17 protein-coding genes are annotated in these 19,869 nt (G+C 65.0%); 15 read left to right on the top strand and 2 right to left on the bottom strand.

Annotated elements, in window-relative coordinates; translation table 11 throughout:
* Positions 1-18 precede the first annotated feature (18 nt).
* The 3 genes from manD to ACTSLZ_RS11970 are packed head-to-tail and all read left to right on the top strand — an operon-like array spanning position 19 to position 2,768.
* Positions 19-1,248: a D-mannonate dehydratase ManD gene (gene manD, locus ACTSLZ_RS11980; protein ID WP_443095153.1), complete on the top strand. Its 1,230-nt coding sequence runs from the start codon at positions 19-21 to the stop codon at positions 1,246-1,248.
* Entirely contained in the window at positions 1,242-1,787 is a 546-nt protein-coding gene (locus ACTSLZ_RS11975) for a gluconokinase (RefSeq protein WP_238692328.1), read from the top strand. Before manD ends, ACTSLZ_RS11975 begins: the two co-directional genes overlap by 7 nt.
* 9 nt (positions 1,788-1,796) lie before the next feature.
* Positions 1,797-2,768, top strand: a complete 972-nt coding sequence (locus tag ACTSLZ_RS11970; RefSeq protein WP_443095152.1) for a bile acid:sodium symporter family protein — start codon at positions 1,797-1,799, stop codon at positions 2,766-2,768.
* A gap of 376 nt (positions 2,769-3,144) precedes the next feature.
* Here the strand turns inward: ACTSLZ_RS11970 and ACTSLZ_RS11965 are convergent, their stop codons facing one another.
* The gene (locus ACTSLZ_RS11965; RefSeq protein ID WP_443095151.1) at positions 3,145-6,456 is read right to left on the bottom strand and encodes a beta-phosphoglucomutase family hydrolase; all 3,312 of its coding nucleotides are present in this window, start codon (positions 6,454-6,456) and stop codon (positions 3,145-3,147) included.
* A 214-nt stretch (positions 6,457-6,670) separates the two neighbouring features.
* On the opposite strand from ACTSLZ_RS11965, the gene glyA reads away from it, so the two are divergent.
* From glyA to ACTSLZ_RS11935, 6 genes are all read left to right on the top strand, one after another.
* Positions 6,671-7,957 (top strand): serine hydroxymethyltransferase, encoded by a 1,287-nt coding sequence (gene glyA / locus ACTSLZ_RS11960; protein ID WP_129314998.1) that lies wholly within the window; start codon positions 6,671-6,673, stop codon positions 7,955-7,957.
* Positions 7,951-8,904, top strand: coding sequence for a bifunctional methylenetetrahydrofolate dehydrogenase/methenyltetrahydrofolate cyclohydrolase (locus ACTSLZ_RS11955; protein WP_129315000.1), 954 nt, complete (start codon positions 7,951-7,953; stop codon positions 8,902-8,904). Before glyA ends, ACTSLZ_RS11955 begins: the two co-directional genes overlap by 7 nt.
* A 101-nt stretch (positions 8,905-9,005) precedes the next feature.
* Entirely contained in the window at positions 9,006-9,542 is a 537-nt protein-coding gene (locus tag ACTSLZ_RS11950) for a hypothetical protein (protein WP_129315002.1), read from the top strand.
* Positions 9,543-9,655: 113 nt separating this feature from the next.
* Complete coding sequence (locus ACTSLZ_RS11945; RefSeq protein ID WP_397555934.1) at positions 9,656-10,525, top strand: exodeoxyribonuclease III; 870 nt, start codon at positions 9,656-9,658, stop codon at positions 10,523-10,525.
* Positions 10,526-10,592: 67 nt separating this feature from the next.
* The gene (gene trpS, locus ACTSLZ_RS11940) at positions 10,593-11,630 is read left to right on the top strand and encodes a tryptophan--tRNA ligase (protein ID WP_129315006.1); all 1,038 of its coding nucleotides are present in this window, start codon (positions 10,593-10,595) and stop codon (positions 11,628-11,630) included.
* A 51-nt stretch (positions 11,631-11,681) separates the two neighbouring features.
* Complete coding sequence (locus ACTSLZ_RS11935; protein WP_443095150.1) at positions 11,682-12,209, top strand: 2'-5' RNA ligase family protein; 528 nt, start codon at positions 11,682-11,684, stop codon at positions 12,207-12,209.
* Positions 12,210-12,287: 78 nt separating this feature from the next.
* On the opposite strand, the gene ACTSLZ_RS11930 is transcribed toward ACTSLZ_RS11935, so the two are convergent.
* Positions 12,288-13,397 carry a mannose-1-phosphate guanylyltransferase gene (locus ACTSLZ_RS11930; protein WP_238692330.1) on the bottom strand — a complete coding sequence of 370 codons (1,110 nt, stop codon included), beginning with the start codon at positions 13,395-13,397 and terminating at the stop codon, positions 12,288-12,290.
* Positions 13,398-13,728: 331 nt separating this feature from the next.
* Here ACTSLZ_RS11930 and sdhC point away from each other — a divergent pair, with 331 nt between their 5' ends.
* The 6 genes from sdhC (at position 13,729) to ACTSLZ_RS11900 (ending at position 19,865) form a co-directional block, all read left to right on the top strand.
* A complete protein-coding gene (gene sdhC, locus ACTSLZ_RS11925) occupies positions 13,729-14,130 on the top strand; it encodes a succinate dehydrogenase, cytochrome b556 subunit (protein ID WP_129315108.1) in 402 nt (133 codons plus the stop codon).
* A gap of 3 nt (positions 14,131-14,133) precedes the next feature.
* Complete coding sequence (locus tag ACTSLZ_RS11920) at positions 14,134-14,619, top strand: succinate dehydrogenase hydrophobic membrane anchor subunit (RefSeq protein WP_129315012.1); 486 nt, start codon at positions 14,134-14,136, stop codon at positions 14,617-14,619.
* 82 nt (positions 14,620-14,701) lie between these two features.
* On the top strand, positions 14,702-16,462 hold the full coding sequence (gene sdhA / locus ACTSLZ_RS11915; RefSeq protein WP_129315014.1) for a succinate dehydrogenase flavoprotein subunit: 1,761 nt from the start codon (positions 14,702-14,704) through the stop codon (positions 16,460-16,462).
* Complete coding sequence (locus ACTSLZ_RS11910; RefSeq protein WP_443095149.1) at positions 16,462-17,253, top strand: succinate dehydrogenase iron-sulfur subunit; 792 nt, start codon at positions 16,462-16,464, stop codon at positions 17,251-17,253. Before sdhA ends, ACTSLZ_RS11910 begins: the two co-directional genes overlap by 1 nt.
* Positions 17,254-17,381: 128 nt before the next feature.
* Positions 17,382-18,611, top strand: coding sequence for an amidohydrolase (locus ACTSLZ_RS11905; protein WP_443095148.1), 1,230 nt, complete (start codon positions 17,382-17,384; stop codon positions 18,609-18,611).
* Between the two features lie 135 nt (positions 18,612-18,746).
* Entirely contained in the window at positions 18,747-19,865 is a 1,119-nt protein-coding gene (locus ACTSLZ_RS11900) for a BMP family lipoprotein (RefSeq protein WP_443095147.1), read from the top strand.
* Positions 19,866-19,869 lie beyond the last annotated feature (4 nt).

Below are 19,869 nucleotides of genomic sequence, written 5' to 3'. Positions count from 1 at the left end.
CGAAAGGACAAGAGAAGAATGCGTATTGAGAAGGCAGAAGTCTTTGTCACGAGTCCCTCCCGCAACTTCGTGACGCTCAGGATCACGACCGACGACGGCGTGACCGGGATCGGGGACGCGACACTCAACGGGCGCGAGCTCGCCGTCGCTACGTATCTCCGGGAACACGTCTGCCAGTTGCTGCTGGACAAGGACCCCAGCACCATCGAGGACACCTGGCAGTTCCTGTACCGGGCGTCGTACTGGCGTCGTGGGCCGGTCACGATGGCCGCGATTGCCGCGGTCGACATGGCCTTGTGGGACATCAAGGGCAAGGTCGCGGGTCTGCCCGTGTACCAGCTCCTGGGAGGGGCATCGCGTCGCGCCTGCCGGGCGTACGGCCACGCCTCGGGGCGGGACCTGGAGCACCTCTTCGATTCGATCCGCGAGGAACTGGACCTGGGGTACACGTCGATTCGCGTCCAGACATCGGTCCCCGGGATCGAGAAGCTGTACGGCGTCGCGGCGCAGGAACAATCGACGGGGGAGAGGTACGATTTCGAACCCGCCAACCGCGGAACCCAGCCCGTCGAAGAGGATTGGGACACCCGGGCCTATCTCCGCCACGTGCCCACCGTGTTCGAGGCGGTGCGCAACGAATTCGGCCCGGAGCTGCCGCTGCTGCATGACGGCCACCACCGGATGACCCCGCGCGAGGCCGCCCAGTTGGGCAAGTCGCTGGAACCGTTCGACCTGTACTGGCTCGAGGACTGCACTCCGGCAGAGAACCAGGAGGCCCTGCGTCTCGTCCGCCAGCACACCACGACCCCTTTGGCGATCGGGGAGGTTTTCAACTCTGTCTACGACATCAAGGACCTCATCCAGGAGCAGCTGATCGACTTCGTCCGTTGCGCGTCGACTCACTTCGGCGGCATCACACCGTTGCGGAAGGTCATGAATTTCGCCGAGATGTACCAGGTCAGGTCCGGTTTCCATGGGCCGACCGATGTGTCGCCGATCGGGTTCGCGGCCCAGTTGCACCTGGGTCTGTCGATCCACAACTACGGCCTGCAGGAGTACATGCCGCACTCCCGGCTGACCCGCGAGGTCTTCCACGAGGGCCTGACTTTCGAGAACGGGTACCTGCACCCCGGCGACGCTCCGGGTCTCGGAGTCGACTTCGATGAGACGGCGGCCGGTCGTTTCCCCTACGATCAGGCTTATCTTCCTTACAACCGACTCGCCGATGGGACCGTTCACAATTGGTAGACCACCATCTCTCCGCACCTCCGCTGATCCTGGTCATGGGAGTCTCGGGCGCAGGCAAGACGACGATCGGCTCTCTGCTCGCGAGCCGTCTCGGGGCCGAGTTCATCGACGCCGACTCTCTCCATCCTCTGTCCAATGTGGAGAAGATGGCGGCCGGGAACCCCCTGACGGACGAGGACCGGTGGCCGTGGCTGCACGTCGTCGGGCAGACGCTGCAGAAGGCCGCGGCCGTTGGGCCGGAGGGCACGGGCCTGGTCATCGCCTGCTCGGCCCTCCGGCGGTCCTATCGTGACGCGATTCTTGCCGAGGCTCCTCGGACGTTCTTCGTCCACCTCGCGGGGGACGAAGAAACCCTGTCCCACCGGCTCGAGGGCCGCAGCGATCACTTCATGCCGACGGGACTTCTGCGCTCGCAGTTGGAAACGCTGGAGGAGCTCGACGACGACGAACCCGGCGCGCGTATCGACGTTGCCGCGACGATCGATCACATCCTGGACGATTCCGTGCGAGCCATAGCAGCCTCTGCCGTGACCTGGTAGACAGTGCTCATGCACTCCACCCAGTCAGGGACCCCTGGTCCTGCCAAGAAGTCCGAAGAACGCAACGCCCTCTACGCGGTGACGATCTTTCCCCTGCTGATCCTCGCCGCGGGCGTGCTGGGCTTCCTCCTGCCCGGTGCTTTCGCCGGATTCGCGGGATGGGTCAATCCTCTGCTGGGCATCATCATGTTCGGCATGGGCCTCACCCTGACCGCGCCCGATATCGCGTTGGTGGTCAAGAACCCCGTACCCGTGGTGATCGGAGTGGTCGCACAGTTCGTGATCATGCCCCTGCTGGGTTTTCTGGTCTCGTGGGCCCTCCAGCTTCCGCCGGAATTGGCGGTCGGCGTGATCCTGGTGGGCTGCTGCCCGGGCGGCACGGCGTCGAACGTCGTGTCCTACCTGGCCAAGGGCGACGTCGCCCTCTCCGTGGCGATGACGTCGATCTCTACCCTCATCGCCCCCTTCCTGACCCCGTTGTTGGCCGTGTGGCTCGCGGGGGAGAGGATGGACGTGAGCGGTACCGACATGATGCTCTCGATCCTCGAGGTCGTGCTGATTCCGGTGGTCCTGGGCCTCGTGGTCCGCGGCCTGCTCCCGCGCGTCGTGGTCGCCGTGACGCCCGCACTGCCGTGGATTTCGGTCGCGGCCATTTCCGTGATCGTCGCGATCGTGGTCGCCGGATCGGCTGCGGCCATCGTTTCCGCCGGCCTGCTCGTGCTCCTCGCCGTCGTGCTCCACAACGGGCTCGGATATCTGCTGGGCTATGGCGCGGCAACACTGTTCAGGGTGCCCGTGTCCGCCCGACGGACCACCGCGATCGAGGTGGGGATGCAGAACTCCGGATTGGCGACCTCGCTGGCCAGAACATACTTCACCCCCGAGGCCGCGTTGCCCGGCGCGGTCTTCTCGGTGTGGCACAACGTCTCCGGCGCACTCCTCGCAGCGTTCCTGCGCCGCCGCTCCGCCGCGCGCGACTGAGGCACGGTCTCCCGGGACGGACCGGTGGGTGGCCGGGACCGTGCGGCTGGGAGCGGGCGACTGGGAGTGGGCGTCTGGGTGCGGGCGGTTACCTTGCGCCACTGCCTGTCGCATCCGTCCTCGTGGGGTGGCGATTACCCGATGAGGAGCAGTTTGCCCCCGTTGGGTGGTTGCTGAACCGCCTCCTCACAGGGGCCATCGCCTCTCGATCGGGTAACCCCCATCGAACCGAACCGCGGATGCGCGCGACGTCGTCGACATCACCTCTACCCCCATCGCGAGGTGGCAATCTTGTGCGGTTCGGAGGGCCGAAACCGCACAAGATTGCCACCTCGGGACGAGCGGGAGCGGGAGCGGAAGGGGAGGGCCCCGGCGGCTAGCGCTTCACGGCGTGCAGGTCCTCGAGTCGGTACTCGCAGGAGTCCCCACCCTGGAGGACAGTCTCGAAGTCGCCCACCCGCACGCGGACCGCGCTCGCCTTCTTGGATCTGGCCGAGAGACGGACGCGCGTCGCATCGATGAAAACGTCCAACAATTGGCCGTGGTACTGGACCTCGAAGCCCACCGACTTCAGCTCCTCGGGCATCGAGGGCTCCAGCTGGATGCAATCGGTCAGCACCTGCACGCCGGCGTAGGCGCGCTGCACGACGTCGAGCGTCCCGCACATCGCGCCCAGGTGAATGCCTTCCTGAGTCGTACCGCCCTGGGTGTCGTCCAGGTCGGCCATGAGGGCGTCCTGGTAGACGCTCCACGAATGGCGAGGATCCACGCGCGACATGATCGAGGCGGTCACGACCCGGGAGAGGGTCGATCCGTTGGACGTGCGGGCGAGGTAGTAGTCGATGGTCTCCTCGATCTTGGCCAGAGTGACGTCGTAACCCAGCAACGAGAGCTGTTCCTGCAGGCCGCGCTGGCCGAAGAGATACACGAGCATCAACGTGTCGGCCTGCTTGGACAGTTTGTAGTTGTTCGTCGCGTCGTCCTCGGCCTCGAGGATGAGGTCCATGCGACCGATGTTGCCGTACTTGCGGCGGTAGTGGTCCCAATCGATCTCGGCCAGGTCGTCGTAACCGTCGAACTGGCTGATCGTACCGTTCCGGTTGAAGGGAACGGCCATGTTCGCGGCCATGTGCTGCCAGGCAGCGAGTTCGGCTTCGGTCACGTTGTTGGCCGACGTCACCCGCAGGGCCTGGTGCTCGGGCAGCTCCTCGAAGATCTCGACCGTGTGCCGGAAGAGCCACGCGGCCAGGACATTCGTGTAGGCGTTGTCCTTCAGGCCTCCGCCGTCCACGGAACCGGGGTAGCCGTCGTGGTATTCGTCCGGTCCCATGGCACCCTCGATGTGGTACCGCTTGTCCTCCGCATCGAAGGTGACCAACGAGGTGAAGAACCGAGCGATCTCGACCATGAGCTCCGCGCCCTGGTGCGCCAGCCAGCTCGTGTCGCCCGTGGCCGTGTAGTACGTCCACGAGTTGTAGGCGATCGCGAGCCCGACGTGGAACTGTCGCCACGAGTTGTCCGGCATCCACCGGTCCGAATGGGGGTTGTAGAGCTCCACGGGAGTCTCCTCCCGCCCGTCGGATCCGGACTGCCACGGGAACATGGCGCCGCGGGCCCCGAACTCCGTGGCCTTGTCTCGTGCCGCGGGCAACCGCGCCCACCGGTACTGCAGGAGCGAACGGGTCACGAAGGGAAGACGCATCGTGATGATCGGGAGGATGAAGATCTCGTCCCAGAAGATGTGACCGCGATAGCCCTCCCCATGCAGCCCGCGGGCCGTGACGCCGGCGTCGTTGAGCTCCATGTTGGGGCCGAGCGTCTGGACGATGTGGAAGATGTGCAGGCGCAGGGCGAGCATCGTGGTCACATCGGTCTCGATATCCACGGCGAAGCGGGCCCACAGCCTGGACCACGCCTTCTGGTGCGGGCCGTACAGCGCGTAGAACCCGTTGTCGGTCCTGTTCAGGGCTTCGACCGCGCCGAGCACCGCGGAGGCGATGGCCGAATCGCGGGACGTCACCAGGGCCGTGGTCGTGTCGAACACGACCTCTTTGCCGTCCTGCCCATCGACCCTGTAGCGACGCATCTCGACGCCGCCCGGCCGGATCTCCCGCTCGAGCCTCGAGGTCACCGAGCTGTTGACCGTTGTCCGCTGGGCGACGGCGACCTCGTGCCCCGACTGGTTGGTGCGCACGACATTGATTAGCGTGTTGTCCGGAAGTGTGGTGGAGGCTTCCGCGACCAGATGGTGGCGCGCGAGTTCGCGGTATTCCGCGACGTTGTTGTTCGTGACGTTCGGGTCGATGCCGCTCCGGACGTGGATGCGTCCCGTCCAACCCAGCGGCGTCACGGTGGTCTCCATGGCTGCCAGGTGCCGGTTCTCCATCGACACCAGGCGCTTCTGCAAGATCCGGACCCGACGGGGCGTCTCCGAGACGGGCTCGGTATCCGTGCTGGGCACCTCTTCGAGCAGACAGGTCCGGGTGAGAACCCCGTGGCGCAGGTCCAACTCGGTGACCTCGTCCAGAGGGGTCATGCCGCCCTCGGACCACCAGTCCCCGCCTCGGAGGCGGACATCGAAAAACTGGAAGTTCGGCAGATTGACCATCGACTCGTGCTCGAGGTCGCGGCCATTGATGTGGGAGACCACGCGGTTGAACAGGCCGGCCACGTACGTGCCGGGGTAGTGGACGCCGTCGTCCCCGCGTTCGGGCCGACAGCCACGAACCCCCATGTACCCGTTGGCCAGGGTCAGCAGGGCCTCGCGATGGCCTTCCTGCTCAGGGTCGAAACCGTGGAACACGAGCTTCCACGAGTCGTTCCGCTCCGCACCCAGGTCGAGTTCCCCGACGTCGTTGTGGACCAGATCGGCGCCGGCTTCCTCCAACTCGTTGCGGTCGCCGTGGCGGTTGATCCCGACGACGAGCCCGAATCCTCCCGCACGCGCCGCCTGGACCCCGGACACGGCGTCCTCGATGACGGCAGCCTCGGCGGGGGAGACCCCGAGCTGGCGGGCCGCGGCCAGGAACATGTCCGGCGCAGGTTTTCCGGGCACATTGTTCTCGAGCGCGTAGGTTCCGTCGATGACGAGGTCGAACAGGTCGTCGAGCCCAGCGGCCTCGAGAACCGAGGACGAGTTCCTGGACGCGGTGACCAACGCGATCGGCACTCCGCTTCGCTGGAGCCTGCGCGCGAGCGAGACGGTGCCCTTGAACACCGTGACGCCGTTGGACTCGAGTTCTTCCTGGAAGTAGTCGTTCTTGAGGCGCGACTGGCCCTGGACGGTCCACTGCCCCGCGGGGTCGTCCTCGCTGCCTTCGGGGAGTGCGGCGTGACGCGAGGCCAGAAGAGTGCGCACGCCGTCCTCGCGGGCGCGACCGTCCACGTAGGACCTGTAATCCGTGGAGATGCTGAATTCCCTGCGGTCGATGTCCCCTGCGTCGTGACCCTTCGAGGGCTCGAGGCGGGGATCCGCGAGGATCGCATCGAAGAGCTTCTTCCACGCGTTCGAATGCACGGATGCGGTGTCCGTGACGACTCCGTCCATATCGAAGATGACGGCCTTCTGCGGGACCGACAGAGGCATCTGCGATCGGTTTTCTCTCGTGGTGCTCGAGTCCGGTCGATACGGGGAACCGGAGCGGAGGTTCAAGGGATCACTGGCTCCGAGCGAGGTGAGAGAGTTCATCAAGGACCTTTCCTGTTGGCTCAGGCAACCATTAAACACGCTCACGCCGTCCGGTGGTACGACGAGCCGTCCATGTTCGATGGCTTTCACCGATGGCTGGACGATCCACGTAGCACCGTGAAACGGAGGCGTGCCGGGGCTCTGCGTGACATAGGATGGTCCGGAAGCCATTCGCGTGCCACGTCGCAGGCGTGGAGTCAGCCCCAGGAGAACTATGAGCAACTCGTCCGTGCAGGATGTCAACAACCGGCCGCTGGCAGAGCTGGACCCCGAGGTCTCGCAGGCCATCGACAAGGAACTGGGCCGCCAGCGAGCGACCCTCGAGATGATCGCTTCGGAGAACTTCGCCCCGCGCGCCGTCCTGGAGGCGCAGGGCTCGGTGCTGACCAACAAGTATGCGGAAGGCTACCCGGGCCGCCGCTACTACGGCGGATGCGAGCACGTCGACGTCGTCGAGGACCTGGCGCGGGAGCGGGCCAAGTCGCTGTTCGGCGCGGAGCACGCGAATGTCCAGCCCCACTCCGGCGCACAGGCCAACGCCGCCGTGATGATGGCACTCATGCAGCCGGGGGACACCCTGATGGGGCTGTCCCTGGCCCACGGCGGCCACCTGACCCACGGGATGAAGCTCAACGTGTCCGGCAAGCTGTACAACATCGCGGCCTACGAGGTCGATCCGGAGACGGGCCGGCTGGACATGGACCGCGTCCGTGAGGTCGCTCTGGAGGCCAAGCCCAAGGTCATCGTCGCCGGGTGGTCCGCCTACCCGCGCGAACAGGATTTCGAGCGTTTCCGCGAGATCGCGGATGAGGTCGGCGCGTACCTGTGGGTCGACATGGCGCATTTCGCCGGTCTGGTCGCCGCCGGCATCCACGCGAACCCGGTGCCCCACGCCCACGTGGTGACCTCGACCGTTCACAAGACGTTGGCGGGCCCGCGGTCCGGCGTGATCCTGTGCACCGAGGAGCTCAGGAAGAAGATCGACTCGGCGGTCTTCCCGGGACAGCAGGGCGGTCCGCTGATGCACGTCATCGCGGGCAAGGCGGTTGCCTTCAAGATCGCCGCGAGCGAGGAGTTCAAGGACCGGCAGAAGAGGACGGTCGAAGGGTCGCAGATTCTCGCCGACCGCTTGACCGCGGACGACGTCGCCGAGCACGGCATCTCGGTTCTCTCCGGGGGCACCGACGTGCACCTGGTGCTCGTGGACTTGCGTCACTCCGAACTGGACGGCAAGCAGGCGGAGGACATCCTGCACGAGGTCGGCATCACGGTCAATCGCAACGCGGTTCCCAACGATCCGCGCCCGCCCATGGTGACCTCGGGCCTGCGCATCGGCACGCCCGCTCTGGCGACGCGTGGTTTCGGGCGCGAAGAATTTGCCGAAGTTGCCGACATCATCGCCGAAGCGCTCAAGCCGGGGGTCGACGTCGACGCCCTGCGCGCCAGGGTCGAGAAGCTTGCCGAGCAGTTCCCCCTCTATGAGGGCCTCGAGGAATGGTGAACGCGACAACCGCACAGCAGGAAAGGTATTCGGACATCAACACCGACACCCAGCAGGAAACATTTCCGAAGGTTCTCGACGGAACGGCCACGGCCGGTGCGATCAAGAACGAACTGCGTGACCGCGTGGACGAGCTCAGGGCCCGGGGCATCACTCCGGGGCTGGGAACCGTGCTGGTCGGGGACGACCCGGCCTCTCGTTCCTACGTTGGCGGGAAGCACCGGGACTGCGCCGAGGTGGGCATCGCCTCGATCCGGCGCGACCTGCCCGAAGACGTCAGCCAGGAAGAACTCGAACAGGTCATCGACGAGCTGAACGCGAACCCCGAATGCACGGGATACATTGTTCAGCTCCCCCTGCCGCCGCACATCGACACGAACAGGATCCTGGGCAGGATCGATCCGGACAAGGACGCCGACGGTCTCCACCCGACCAACCTCGGCAAGCTCGTGCTGAATGTGTACGGCGATATCGATTCCCCGTTGCCGTGCACGCCGAACGGCATCATCGAGCTCATGCACCGTCACGGCATCAACTTGGTCGGAAAGAACGTCGTGGTCCTGGGCCGGGGGATCACGGTGGGCCGACCGCTGGGTCTGTTGTTGTCCCGTCGGGACATCAACGCGACCGTGACCATGGCGCACACCGGGACCAAGGACCTCGACGACGTCCTCGCCCGGGCGGACATCATCGTCGCCGCGATCGGTGTTCCGCACGCCGTGCGCCCCGACCAGGTGGCCGATGGTGCGATCCTTCTGGACGTCGGGGTGTCCCGGGTCCTGGACCCGGAAACGGGCAAGAAGAAGCTCACGGGTGACATCCACCCGGACGCGGCGGCCAAGTCATCGTGGTATTCGCCGAACCCCGGCGGCGTGGGTCCCATGACCCGGGCGATGCTGCTGGTCAACGTCGTCCAGAGGGCCGAAAGAGAAGCGGCGGAGGCCTAGAGAAACGAGCGCCGGCCCCGGCGAGAAACGCCGGGGCCGGCGTCGTCGTGTGATGCTGAGGGGCGGAAAACGCCCGGCCGCGGACTTGTACAATGGGGGCCATGCAACCGATCGGAACTTCAGACGCCCGTGTGGGCAATGCACAGACCAGAAGCGCGGCCAGCGGAAGAGCCTTCTGGGCCACCGTGATCGGCATGGCGGTGATGGTTCTGATCTTCGTCTTCGCCGTGATTTCCGCCGCGAATGAGCAGTCCGTGCTGGGCTGGATCCTGGCGGCCATCGCTCTCGGCTGGTTGGCGCTCGCGGCCTACGCCCTCTTCCTGGTCCGGGGAACGCTCCGCTTCGGGAAGAACGCCGTCAGGAAGTTGCAGAGCGATCTCGAGGACGCCCAGATGCGTGCGCCCTCGTCCGGGACCTCAGCGGTTCCCGAAGCCGACGCCATGCGTGACCAAAAACTCGCGCATTCCTTCCAGATCGTGCTGGTCCAGAACAAGGTCCTCAAGGAAGAACTTGCCAAGGGTGACCAGGCGGACCAGGAAGTCGTGGACCGGGCCATCGACACCATCAATTTCACGGCCAAGAACGGGATGGGTATGGTTCAGTCCCAGGACACCGTCGACGGTACGGTCGTGGACTAGAACCACTCGACCAGCCGGTTGCGAAAGCATTGATCGTCCACGAGTACGTCTGAATCCGCACGGCGGGACCGTGTGCGAACCAGCGGAAGAATCACGAGGAAGGCCGAGACTTTATGGACCAGACCGCCAGGGACGCCAACAGCCTGCGCATCGCAACCGTGAACGTCAATGGTATTCGGGCCGCCTACAACCCCAAGAAGAAACAGACCATGGGGGACTGGCTCGAGAACAGGGACATCGATGTCCTCTGCCTCCAGGAGGTGAGGGCTCCTGACGCGAAGCTCCGCGAACTCCTCGGAGAAGAGGACTGGGACATCCTGCACGCCGAGGCCGAGGCCAAGGGCCGCGCGGGTGTTGCGATTGCGACCCGCAAGGACACCGAGGACCGGCCCTCCCGGCTGTCCGGTCAGCCCGTGGCGACGCGGGAGAACATCGGCGTCGATTACTTCGCACACGCGGGGCGATGGGTCGAAGCCGACTACGAACTGCCCAACGGGCAGACACTCACGGTGGTCTCCGCCTACGTCCACTCGGGCGAGGTGGGCACGGAGCGCCAGGACGACAAGTACAGGTTCCTGGATGTGATGGTGGAACGACTCCCGGCGCTCGCGCAGCATTCGGACCACGCTCTGATCGTCGGCGACCTCAACGTGGGGCACACCGAGCTCGACATCAAGAATTGGAAGGGCAACGTCAAGAACGCCGGGTTCCTTCCTGAGGAGCGCGCCTACTTCGACCGGTTCTTCGGCGACCTCGGATACCGCGATGTCGCCCGCGGCCTGGCAGGCGAGGTGCCGGGCCCGTACACCTGGTGGTCCTACCGGGGCCAGGCATTCGACAACGACGCCGGCTGGCGGATCGACTACCACATGGCGACCCCGGCCCTGGCGGAGGCCGCGCAGAACGCCGTGGTGGATCGGGCCCCGAGCTACGACACCCGCTTCTCTGATCACGCCCCGCTCGTGGTCGACTACCACTTCTAGACGTTGCGCCTCCCGAGCCCACCGGAACCGGTGGGCTTCGGGGCCGCAGAGAGCAGAAAAGAACAGCATGACAGAACGCACCATCCCCAACGCATCCACCGGCGCACCGAGAGTCTTCTCCGGTGCGCAGCCTTCGGCTGACTCCCTTCACCTGGGCAACTACGTCGGGGCGGTCCGCAATTGGGTGGACATGCAGGCCGAGAACGAGTGCATCTATTTCATTCCGGACCTCCACGCGATCACGGTCCCGCAGGACCCCGAGCATCTCGCGGAACGGACCAGGAAGACCGCCGCCCAGTACATCGCCGCCGGTATCGATCCGACGACGACGCCGTTCTTCGTCCAGTCCCATGTCCCGGAGCACAGCCAATTGGCGTGGTTGCTCACTTGCATCACCGGAGACGGCGAGGCCCGCCGCATGACGCAGTTCAAGGACAAGGCCGCGAAGCAGGGATCAGAGAACACCTCGGCGGGCCTGTACGCCTATCCGATGCTCATGGCAGCGGACATCCTGCTGTACCAGACCGATCAGGTACCGGTGGGGGAGGACCAGCGGCAGCACCTCGAGCTGACCCGCAATCTCGCCCAGCGATTCAACGCCCGGTTCGGCGAGACGTTTGTGGTTCCCGAGGCCAAGATCCTCGGCGATACCGCCAAGATCTACGACCTGCAGAATCCCTCGGCGAAGATGTCCAAGTCGGCGGCCTCGGAGAGCGGCATCATCTGGTTGCTGGACGATCCGAAGAAACTGGCCAAGAAGATCAAGTCCGCGGTGACCGACGACGGCACCGAGATTCGCTTCGACCGGGAGAACAAGCCGGGCGTTTCGAACCTGTTGACCATTTATTCGTCCCTGACCGGTCGGTCCGTCGAGGACATCGTCGCCGAGTACGAGGGCAAGATGTACGGCCACCTGAAGGTTGGGCTGGCCGACGTCGCCGTGGACGTCCTCGGTCCGATCAGGGAACGCACCCTGGAAATCATGGACGACCCGGCCGAACTGGACAGGTTGCTGGCCATCGGAGCGGCCAAGGCGCGGGAGATCGCGGCTCCGACCGTTGCGTCAGCCTATGAACATATGGGATTCCTTGCACCGCGGGGCTGAGTAGTGCAAACCAAGGTCTCAACGGGTCCCGCCGATCGGGGACAGATCGGTGTGAGCCCCACGATTCTTCCGGGCAAGAGCTATCTGAGCCTTGTCCTGGACGTGCCCGCATGCGTGCACGAGGACGTCATGCAATGGCGATCCCACCATTGTTCGCACCCGGGGCACCCTCTGCACATCACGGTACTCATCGCGGAGTTGGGCGAGCGTCCGGAGGAAAGCGCCGAACGGTTCCTCTCGGAATTCGAGGATCAGTGCCTGGGGCTCGGTCCGGGGCGCATCACCCTCACCGGAACCGGGACGTTCCGTCCGATAAGTGACGTGGTCTTCCTGTCCGTGGGGGAGGGCACGGAGTTTCTCCACGAACTGCACAACCGGTGCCTGAAACTTTTGGACAGCGCATCGCCGTTTCTCTATCACCCGCACATGACGCTGACGCAGAACGAGGGCCGGCGGACGCTCGAGGCCGCGCTGGCAGATTTCCGGGACTTCACCGCGACGTTCCCGGTCACTGGGCTGGACGCCTACATCGGTGACGAAACCGGGTGGCGGTCCCTGGGCGGCGTCGACCTCCGCTGAGCGCCTCGCACCGGACGCCCGATCGGGGGACGACGCTCCCGGCCGCAGGCCAGGCCACCGAGCCCGTGCCGACGCGGATCAGAGGACGTCGGTGTCCCCGTTCTCCTTGAGCGCATTGACGGCATCCTTGACCCTTTGGGCGTGCTCCTGGGTCGTGACCAGCAGTGCGTCCTGGGTGTCGACCACGACGATGTCCTCGACCCCGATCAAGGCGACGATGCGGCTGGTGTCCGAGGCGACGATGCCGGAGGCGTTGTCCGTCATGACTCTCTTGTTCTTGCCGATCACGGCAACCTCGTCCACGTTCACGGCGCGGTTGAGTCGGCTGATGGCCGCGAAGTCCCCGACGTCGTCCCAGGTGAAGGATGCGGGGACCATCGCGACGTCGCCCGCCGCGGCCGCGGGCTCGGCCACCGCGTAGTCGATCGCGATCTTGGGCAGGCTGGGCCAAACCCGGTCCATGACCGCGTCGCGTTCGTCGGTCTCCCAGGCTTCGGCGATCTCCATGATGCCCGCGTGCAACTCGGGCTGGTTCGCCGCCAGATGGCTCAGCAGGAGTTTGGCCGGGGCAACGAACATGCCCGCATTCCAGGTGTACTCACCGCTGCGGACGTACGAGCGTGCGGTGTCCTCGTCCGGTTTCTCCACGAATTCGTCGACCTTCATCGCGGACGGCGCGGCCTCCAGGCCGAGGCTTTCGCTCGCGCGGATGTAGCCGAACCCCGTGGAAGGGGAGGTCGGTGTGATGCCGATGGTCACGATGCGGCCCGTGGCCGCGGTCTGCACCGCTTCTTCGACGACGCGGTGGAATTCCTCCGTCGGCTCCACCACATGATCCGCCGCGAACGAGCCGACGATGGCCTCGGGGTCCCGGAGGCTGATGATCGCCGAGGCCAACCCAATGGCCGCACCAGAATCCTTGGGAGAGGGCTCCAGCACCAGATCCGACTCGGAACATTCGGGCAACTGGCTCCGCACGGCTTGCGCGTGGGTGCGCCCCGTGACAATCATCACACCACTGGAGCTGAGATCGATCAGGCGCTCGTAGGTCGAGCGCAGGAGCGAGTGTCCGCTGCCCGTCAGATCGAGCAGGAATTTCGGTGCATCGGCCCTGGACAGAGGCCAAAGGCGGGACCCGACACCACCGGCCGGGACAAACGGGTGGAAGTGCGCATGTGGTGCTTTCATCGCACACATCGTACCGGTTGCGTTCGTCATAAATCGCAAGGGCGTCGTGCGTGCCTTCGGGGCGCCTCGACCCGAACTCCGGATTCCCCTCTCGATCGCATCGGCGGAATGAGTGGGAAGCACGGCATTAGGCCAAGAAACTGTGGCCTATTCTCCCCGGAAGGCCGCGGGAGAGCGGCGTCGACATGGTGTCACTAAGCGTTCCGGCTGCTGGTAATCTGACAGGAGAACTCGCTCACTCATGACGCCCGGGCCCGCCCGGTCTGCGCAGTGGCAGTGCATTCGTGGGCCCCTCGCCGGAAGGAAGACCGACGCCGCGGCCCTCCGGTTGATGAAACAGGGAGGTTATTCAGTGCCGAATACATCCAAGGGCACCCTCTACAGAGGCCGCCAGGGCATGTGGTCCTGGGTGGCTCATCGCGTCACAGGCATCGCAATCTTCTTCTTCTTGCTTGTCCACGTGCTTGATACGGCACTCGTCCGGGTTTCCCCGGAGGCCTACAACCACGTGATTGCCACGTACAAGAACCCCATCATGGGTCTCGGCGAGGCGGGCCTGGTCGCCGCGATCGTCTACCACGCCTTCAACGGTCTCCGAATCATCCTGATCGACTTCTGGAAGAACGGGGCCAAGAACCAGAAAGCGATGCTGTGGGGCGTGCTGATCCTCTGGGTCATTGCCGTCGTGCCGTTCCTCGTCCGCCACCTCGCCATCGTTTTTGGAGGTCACTAACCCATGGCAACTCCGTTGAAAACTCGCATCGCGGTCCCCAGGAGCCGGGACAATAGCGTCGATGGCATCAAGTACAACCGCTCGGGCTCCAAGCGCAACAACTTCGAGATGTTCGCGTGGCTGTACATGCGCGTCTCGGGTGTTCTGCTGATCGTCCTGATCTTCGGGCACCTTTTCGTCAACCTCATGATGGGAGACGGGGTCCACGCGATCGACTTCGGCTTCGTCGGAGGCAAGTGGGCCAATCCCTTCTGGCAGACCTGGGACCTCATCATGCTCTGGCTGGCCATGATCCACGGGACCAACGGCGTGCGCACCGTGATCGACGACTACGCCGAGAAGGACAGGACCCGTTTCTGGCTCAAGACCCTGCTCTTCCTCGCTTCCGGGTTCATCCTGCTCGTCGGCACCCTGGTGATTTTCACCTTCTCCCCGTGCCCCACGGGAGCAGATCCCTCGCTGGTTCCGTCCTTCTGCCCGGCACCGTAGCCGCGGCCGGATCACGACGCCGGGGCAGGACGGCGCTCCGCCCCACACCTACAGAGACTCAACAAGGAAAGAGCATCCAAGAATGCAGCTTCACAAGTACGATGTGGTCATCGTCGGTGCCGGCGGTGCCGGTATGCGCGCAGCCATCGAATCCGGCCAGCGCGCCCGCACCGCCGTACTGACCAAGATCTACCCGACCCGTTCGCACACCGGTGCGGCCCAGGGCGGAATGTGTGCGGCGCTGGCCAATGTCGAGGAAGACAACTGGGAGTGGCACACCTTCGACACCATCAAGGGTGGCGACTACCTGGTGGACCAGGACGCCGCCGAGGTCATGGCCAAGGAAGCCATTGACGCCGTGCTGGACCTCGAAAAGATGGGCCTGCCGTTCAACCGCACCCCCGAGGGCCGGATCGACCAGCGTCGCTTCGGCGGACACACGCGCGACCACGGCAAGTCGCCCGTTCGCCGTGCGTGCTACGCGGCGGACCGCACGGGCCACATGATTCTCCAGACGCTGTACCAGAACTGCGTCAAGCACAACGTCGAGTTCTTCAACGAGTACTACGTGCTCGACCTGGTCATGACCGAGGTCGACGGCAAGCCCCGGCCGTCCGGCGTCGTGACCTACGATCTGGCCACCGGCGAAGTCCACGTGTTCCAGGCGAAGTCGATCGTCTTCGCCTCGGGCGGTTGCGGCAAGATCTTCAAGACCACCTCGAACGCGCACACGCTGACCGGTGATGGCATGGCCATCGCCTTCCGCAACGGCCTGCCGCTGGAAGACATGGAATTCGTCCAGTTCCACCCGACGGGTCTCGCGGGGCTGGGCATCCTGGTCTCCGAGGCGGCCCGAGGCGAGGGCGGAATCCTCCGCAACTCCGAGGGCGAACGCTTCATGGAGCGCTACGCCCCGACGATCAAGGACCTTGCTCCGCGTGACATTGTGGCCCGCTCGATGGCCAACGAGGTTCGCGAGGGCCGAGGTTGCGGGCCCAACAAGGACTACGTCCTGCTGGACCTGACCCACCTCGAGCCGGAGCACATCGACGCCAAGCTCCCGGACATCACCGAGTTCGCGCGCACCTACCTGGGCGTCGAGCCGTACACCGAGCCCGTCCCGGTGTTCCCGACGGCCCACTACGCGATGGGTGGCATCCCCACCAACATCGACGCCGAGGTGTACCGCAACTCGGAGGAGACGGTCCCCGGACTCTACGCGGCGGGCGAGGTCGCCTGCGTGTCCGTGCACGGCTCCAACCGCCTGGGAACGAACTCGTTGCTCGACATCAACGTGTTCGGCAAGCGCGCCGGAATCAAGGCTGCGGAGTACGCGGCGACCGCGGACTTCCTGCCCGTCCCGGAGGACGCGGCCCAGCCGACGCAGGATCTGCTGGACCTCATGCGCAACGGCAAGGGCGACCAGAAGGTGGCCGTGCTCCGCAAGGAACTGCAGGACGTCATGGACGCCGACATGCAGGTGTTCCGCACAGCCGACACGATCCACAACGCGCTGGACAAGATCGCCGATCTCCAGGAGCGTTACAAGCACATCCAGATCCAGGACCAGGGCAAGCGCTTCAACCTGGATCTCCTCGAGGCCGTGGAACTGGGCTTCCTGCTGGAGCTCGCCAAGGTCATGTCCGTTGCGGCCCTGCACCGCGAGGAATCCCGCGGAGGCCACTTCCGCGAGGACTTCCCCAACCGCGACGACGACAAGTTCATGAAGCACTCGATGGCCTACCTGGACGAAGGTGCCGAGACCGACAGCGTCGCCGGCATTCGCCTCGAGACCAAGCCGGTGATCTTCACCCGCTACGAGCCGATGGAGCGTAAGTACTAATGACTACTCAGGAAAAGGAAGCAGCCGAGCCGGCTTCGAAGGTCGATCTGCCGGGTGAGTCCGGTGGCGGGGGAGAGATCCCCACGTACAACCTGACCTTGAAGGTCCGTCGTTACAATCCCGAGGTCTCCGAGGAGGCGCACTGGGAGGGCTACGAGCTGGAGATGTTCGGCACGGACCGAGTCCTGGACGCACTGCACAAGGTCAAGTGGGAGATCGACGGTTCGCTGTCGTTCCGCCGCTCCTGCGCCCACGGTGTGTGCGGTTCCGACGCGATGCGCATCAACGGCCGCAACCGACTGGCATGCAAGACCCTTCTGAAGGACCTCGACCTGTCCAAGCCGGTCACGGTCGAAGCGATCAAGGGCCTGCCCTGTGAGAAGGACCTGATCGTGGACATGGAGCCCTTCTTCCAGTCCTACCGCGAGATCATGCCGTTCCTCATGAACGAGGGACACGAGCCGGAGCGCGAACGCTACCAGTCCCAGGAAGACCGGGACCGGTTCGACGACACGACGAAGTGCATCCTCTGCGCGGCCTGTACGTCTTCGTGCCCCGTCTTCTGGACCGACGGTCAGTACTTCGGACCGGCGGCGATCGTCAACGCTCACCGTTTCATCTTCGATTCGCGTGACGACGCCGGCGACCTGCGCCTGGAGATCCTCAATGACAAGGAAGGCGTGTGGCGCTGCCGGACGACCTTCAACTGCACCGAGGCCTGCCCCCGCGGCATCCAGGTCACCAAGGCGATCGCCGAGGTCAAGCAGGCGGTTCTGGCCCGCGCTTTCTGACGCGACGCCGCACCGCAGCGAATCAACGACGCCGCCCGCGTTCCCCAGGGGACGCGGGCGGCGTCGTCATGTTCTGACACGTTTGCAACGTGGGCGCGAACCCGGGTCCGGGCGCTAAGGTCGCTTGTATGGGTAATAGTCCGTCACTCTCAGCATCCGGAAGTCCGCTGCACGTCACTCCGCTCGTCGCCAAGTTCGTGGATGAGCTGATCGAGTTCCGTCGCACGATCCATCAGCACCCGGAGCTGTCCTTCCGTGAGCATCGGACGACCGACCGCATCATGGCCCGCCTCGAGCAGGCGGGGCTCCACCCGGTGCGATTCAAGTACACCGGGTGCTACGTGGACATCGGCCGGGGGCCGATCGCCGTCGCGCTGCGTGCGGACATCGATGCACTGCCCATCGAGGAGAACACCGGACTGGACTTCGCCTCGATCAACGAAGGGGTCATGCACGCGTGCGGCCACGACATCCACCAGAGCGTCATGCTCGGCGTCGCCCTGACCCTCGCGGACATCGATTCGTCTGCCCCACTGGCCGGCACGGTCCGCATCATCTTCCAACCCGCCGAGGAAAAGCTTCCCGGGGGCGCAGTCTCGGTCATCAAGGAGGGTGTGCTGAAGGACGTTCCGCGTGCCTTCGCGCTCCACTGCGAGCCGAAGGTCGACGTCGGTCAGGTGGGCACGCGCATCGGTGCGATCACGTCGGCGACCGACACGATCAAATTGACCGTTCGAGGACACGGGGGCCACACGTCCCGGCCCCACCTCACGGAGGACCTGATCTACGCGATGGGTCAGATCGCGATCAACGTTCCTGCGGTGTTGTCCAGGAATCTCGATGTCAGAGCCGGGGTCCTGGTGGTCTGGGGGCAGATCGAGGCCGGGGTGGCCCCGAACGCGATTCCGGCGACCGGTTACATGGCCGGAACCATGAGGTGTCTGGACGCGGATGCGTGGTACAAGGCCGCGGAGCTGCTGGACGAGGTGGTCGAGCAGGTTGCCGCTCCCTACGGCGTCGAGGTCGAACTCGAACACGTCCAGGGCGTCCCACCGGTGGTCAACACGGAGACCGAAACCACCTTGCTGGAGAACGCGGCGCGAGCCGAGCTGGGGGAGGACTCCGTGGTTCTCATGGAACAGTCGATGGGCGGCGAGGACTTCGCCTGGATGCTCCAGGAGGTGCCGGGGTCGATGATGCGGCTCGGAACCCGCCCGCCGGGTGGACAGACCTACGACCTGCACCAGGCGGATTACGTGGCGGACGAGCGGGCCATCGAGTGCGGCATGCGTGTCATGACCGCGACCGCTCTGCGGGCCATCAACCACCAACGGCGTGGCGATCAGGGCAAACTCTGAGTTCCGACCCGGGAGGCTCCCAGCAAAAGGGCTTATGAGGGGCTACACTGTGGTGCACACCGCAGATCATTCGCGGCCGCCGCACGGGCAGGGAATCCGCCGCCACGTGGTCGGCGGCGCACCCGGAGGTACCTCATGCCCGTCCTTTTCCCCCAGGGCCTGCGCCGAACGTTGGTGACCGGCGGCGCCATCATCAGTGCATCGGCGCTCTTGCTCACCGGATGCGCGCCCGCACCCGACGAAGACGCGGACATTGCCCAGGACCGCTCCGATTACACCGGCTGTATCGTCTCGGACTCCGGCGGCTTCGACGACCGCTCCTTCAATCAGAACTCCTACGAAGGCCTGCTGAAGGCCAAGGACGACTACGGCATCGAGACCAAGCAGGCAGAGTCCCAGGCCATCACGGACTACGAGCCCAACGTGAGCTCCATGGTCCGGGGCGGGTGCGGTCTGACCGTCACGGTCGGTTTCAACCTGTCGGACGTCACGAAATCCACCGCGGAGGCCCACCCGGACAAGCACTTCGCGACCGTGGACGACGACTCGATCGGCCTTCCCAATGTCCGGCCCATCATCTATGACACCTCGCAGGCGGCCTTCCTCGCCGGCTACCTGGCCGCAGGGTCGACCAAGACCGGCAAGGTCGCGACCTTCGGGGGACAGGAGATCCCCACGGTCACGATCTTCATGGACGGATTCGCCGAAGGGGTCAACTACTACAACCAGCAGAAGGGCAAGGACGTGTCCTTGCTGGGCTGGGACGTCGACAAGCAGACAGGGAGCTTCACCGGCGACTTCGAGGACACGGGCAAGGGCAAGACGACCACCCAGAACTTCCTGAACGAGGGCGCCGACATCGTGATGCCCGTGGCGGGTCCCGTGGGCAACGGGGCCATGGACGCCGTCAATGGGTTCAACACAGACGAACCCAAGAACCCGGCCCGCATCATCTGGGTCGACTCGGACGGATACGAAACCCTCGCCGGGGGCCAGGAGTACGTTCTGACCTCGGTGATCAAGAAGATGGGCGACGCGGTCGAGGACGCCTACGTCGCCGACATGGACGGCAAGTTCACCAATGAGCCGTACATCGGAGACCTCGCGAACGACGGCGTCGGGCTCGCTCCGTTCCATGACCAGTCGGGCAACGTCTCCGACGACATGAAGGATGAGCTGAAGGACCTCAAGACCAGGATCAGCAACGGAGAGGTCCCTGTCGAATCCAAGGCCAGCCTGGTCAAGAAGCAGTAAGGAC

This window comes from Rothia koreensis, assembly GCF_052232265.1.
Taxonomy (GTDB): domain Bacteria; phylum Actinomycetota; class Actinomycetes; order Actinomycetales; family Micrococcaceae; genus Rothia; species Rothia koreensis.
Note: the sequence above shows the minus strand (reverse complement) of the source record. Positions and strands in the feature narration are given on the sequence as shown.

Coding starts and splice junctions, on each gene's coding strand:
- manD (WP_443095153.1), top strand. CDS start 19: ATGCGTATTGAGAAGGCAGAAGTCTTTGTCACGAGTCCCTCCCGCAAC.
- ACTSLZ_RS11970 (WP_443095152.1), top strand. CDS start 1,797: ATGCACTCCACCCAGTCAGGGACCCCTGGTCCTGCCAAGAAGTCCGAA.
- ACTSLZ_RS11965 (WP_443095151.1), bottom strand. CDS start 6,456: ATGAACTCTCTCACCTCGCTCGGAGCCAGTGATCCCTTGAACCTCCGC.
- glyA (WP_129314998.1), top strand. CDS start 6,671: ATGAGCAACTCGTCCGTGCAGGATGTCAACAACCGGCCGCTGGCAGAG.
- ACTSLZ_RS11955 (WP_129315000.1), top strand. CDS start 7,951: ATGGTGAACGCGACAACCGCACAGCAGGAAAGGTATTCGGACATCAAC.
- ACTSLZ_RS11950 (WP_129315002.1), top strand. CDS start 9,006: ATGCAACCGATCGGAACTTCAGACGCCCGTGTGGGCAATGCACAGACC.
- ACTSLZ_RS11945 (WP_397555934.1), top strand. CDS start 9,656: ATGGACCAGACCGCCAGGGACGCCAACAGCCTGCGCATCGCAACCGTG.
- trpS (WP_129315006.1), top strand. CDS start 10,593: ATGACAGAACGCACCATCCCCAACGCATCCACCGGCGCACCGAGAGTC.
- ACTSLZ_RS11930 (WP_238692330.1), bottom strand. CDS start 13,397: ATGAAAGCACCACATGCGCACTTCCACCCGTTTGTCCCGGCCGGTGGT.
- sdhC (WP_129315108.1), top strand. CDS start 13,729: ATGAAACAGGGAGGTTATTCAGTGCCGAATACATCCAAGGGCACCCTC.
- ACTSLZ_RS11920 (WP_129315012.1), top strand. CDS start 14,134: ATGGCAACTCCGTTGAAAACTCGCATCGCGGTCCCCAGGAGCCGGGAC.
- sdhA (WP_129315014.1), top strand. CDS start 14,702: ATGCAGCTTCACAAGTACGATGTGGTCATCGTCGGTGCCGGCGGTGCC.
- ACTSLZ_RS11910 (WP_443095149.1), top strand. CDS start 16,462: ATGACTACTCAGGAAAAGGAAGCAGCCGAGCCGGCTTCGAAGGTCGAT.
- ACTSLZ_RS11905 (WP_443095148.1), top strand. CDS start 17,382: ATGGGTAATAGTCCGTCACTCTCAGCATCCGGAAGTCCGCTGCACGTC.
- ACTSLZ_RS11900 (WP_443095147.1), top strand. CDS start 18,747: ATGCCCGTCCTTTTCCCCCAGGGCCTGCGCCGAACGTTGGTGACCGGC.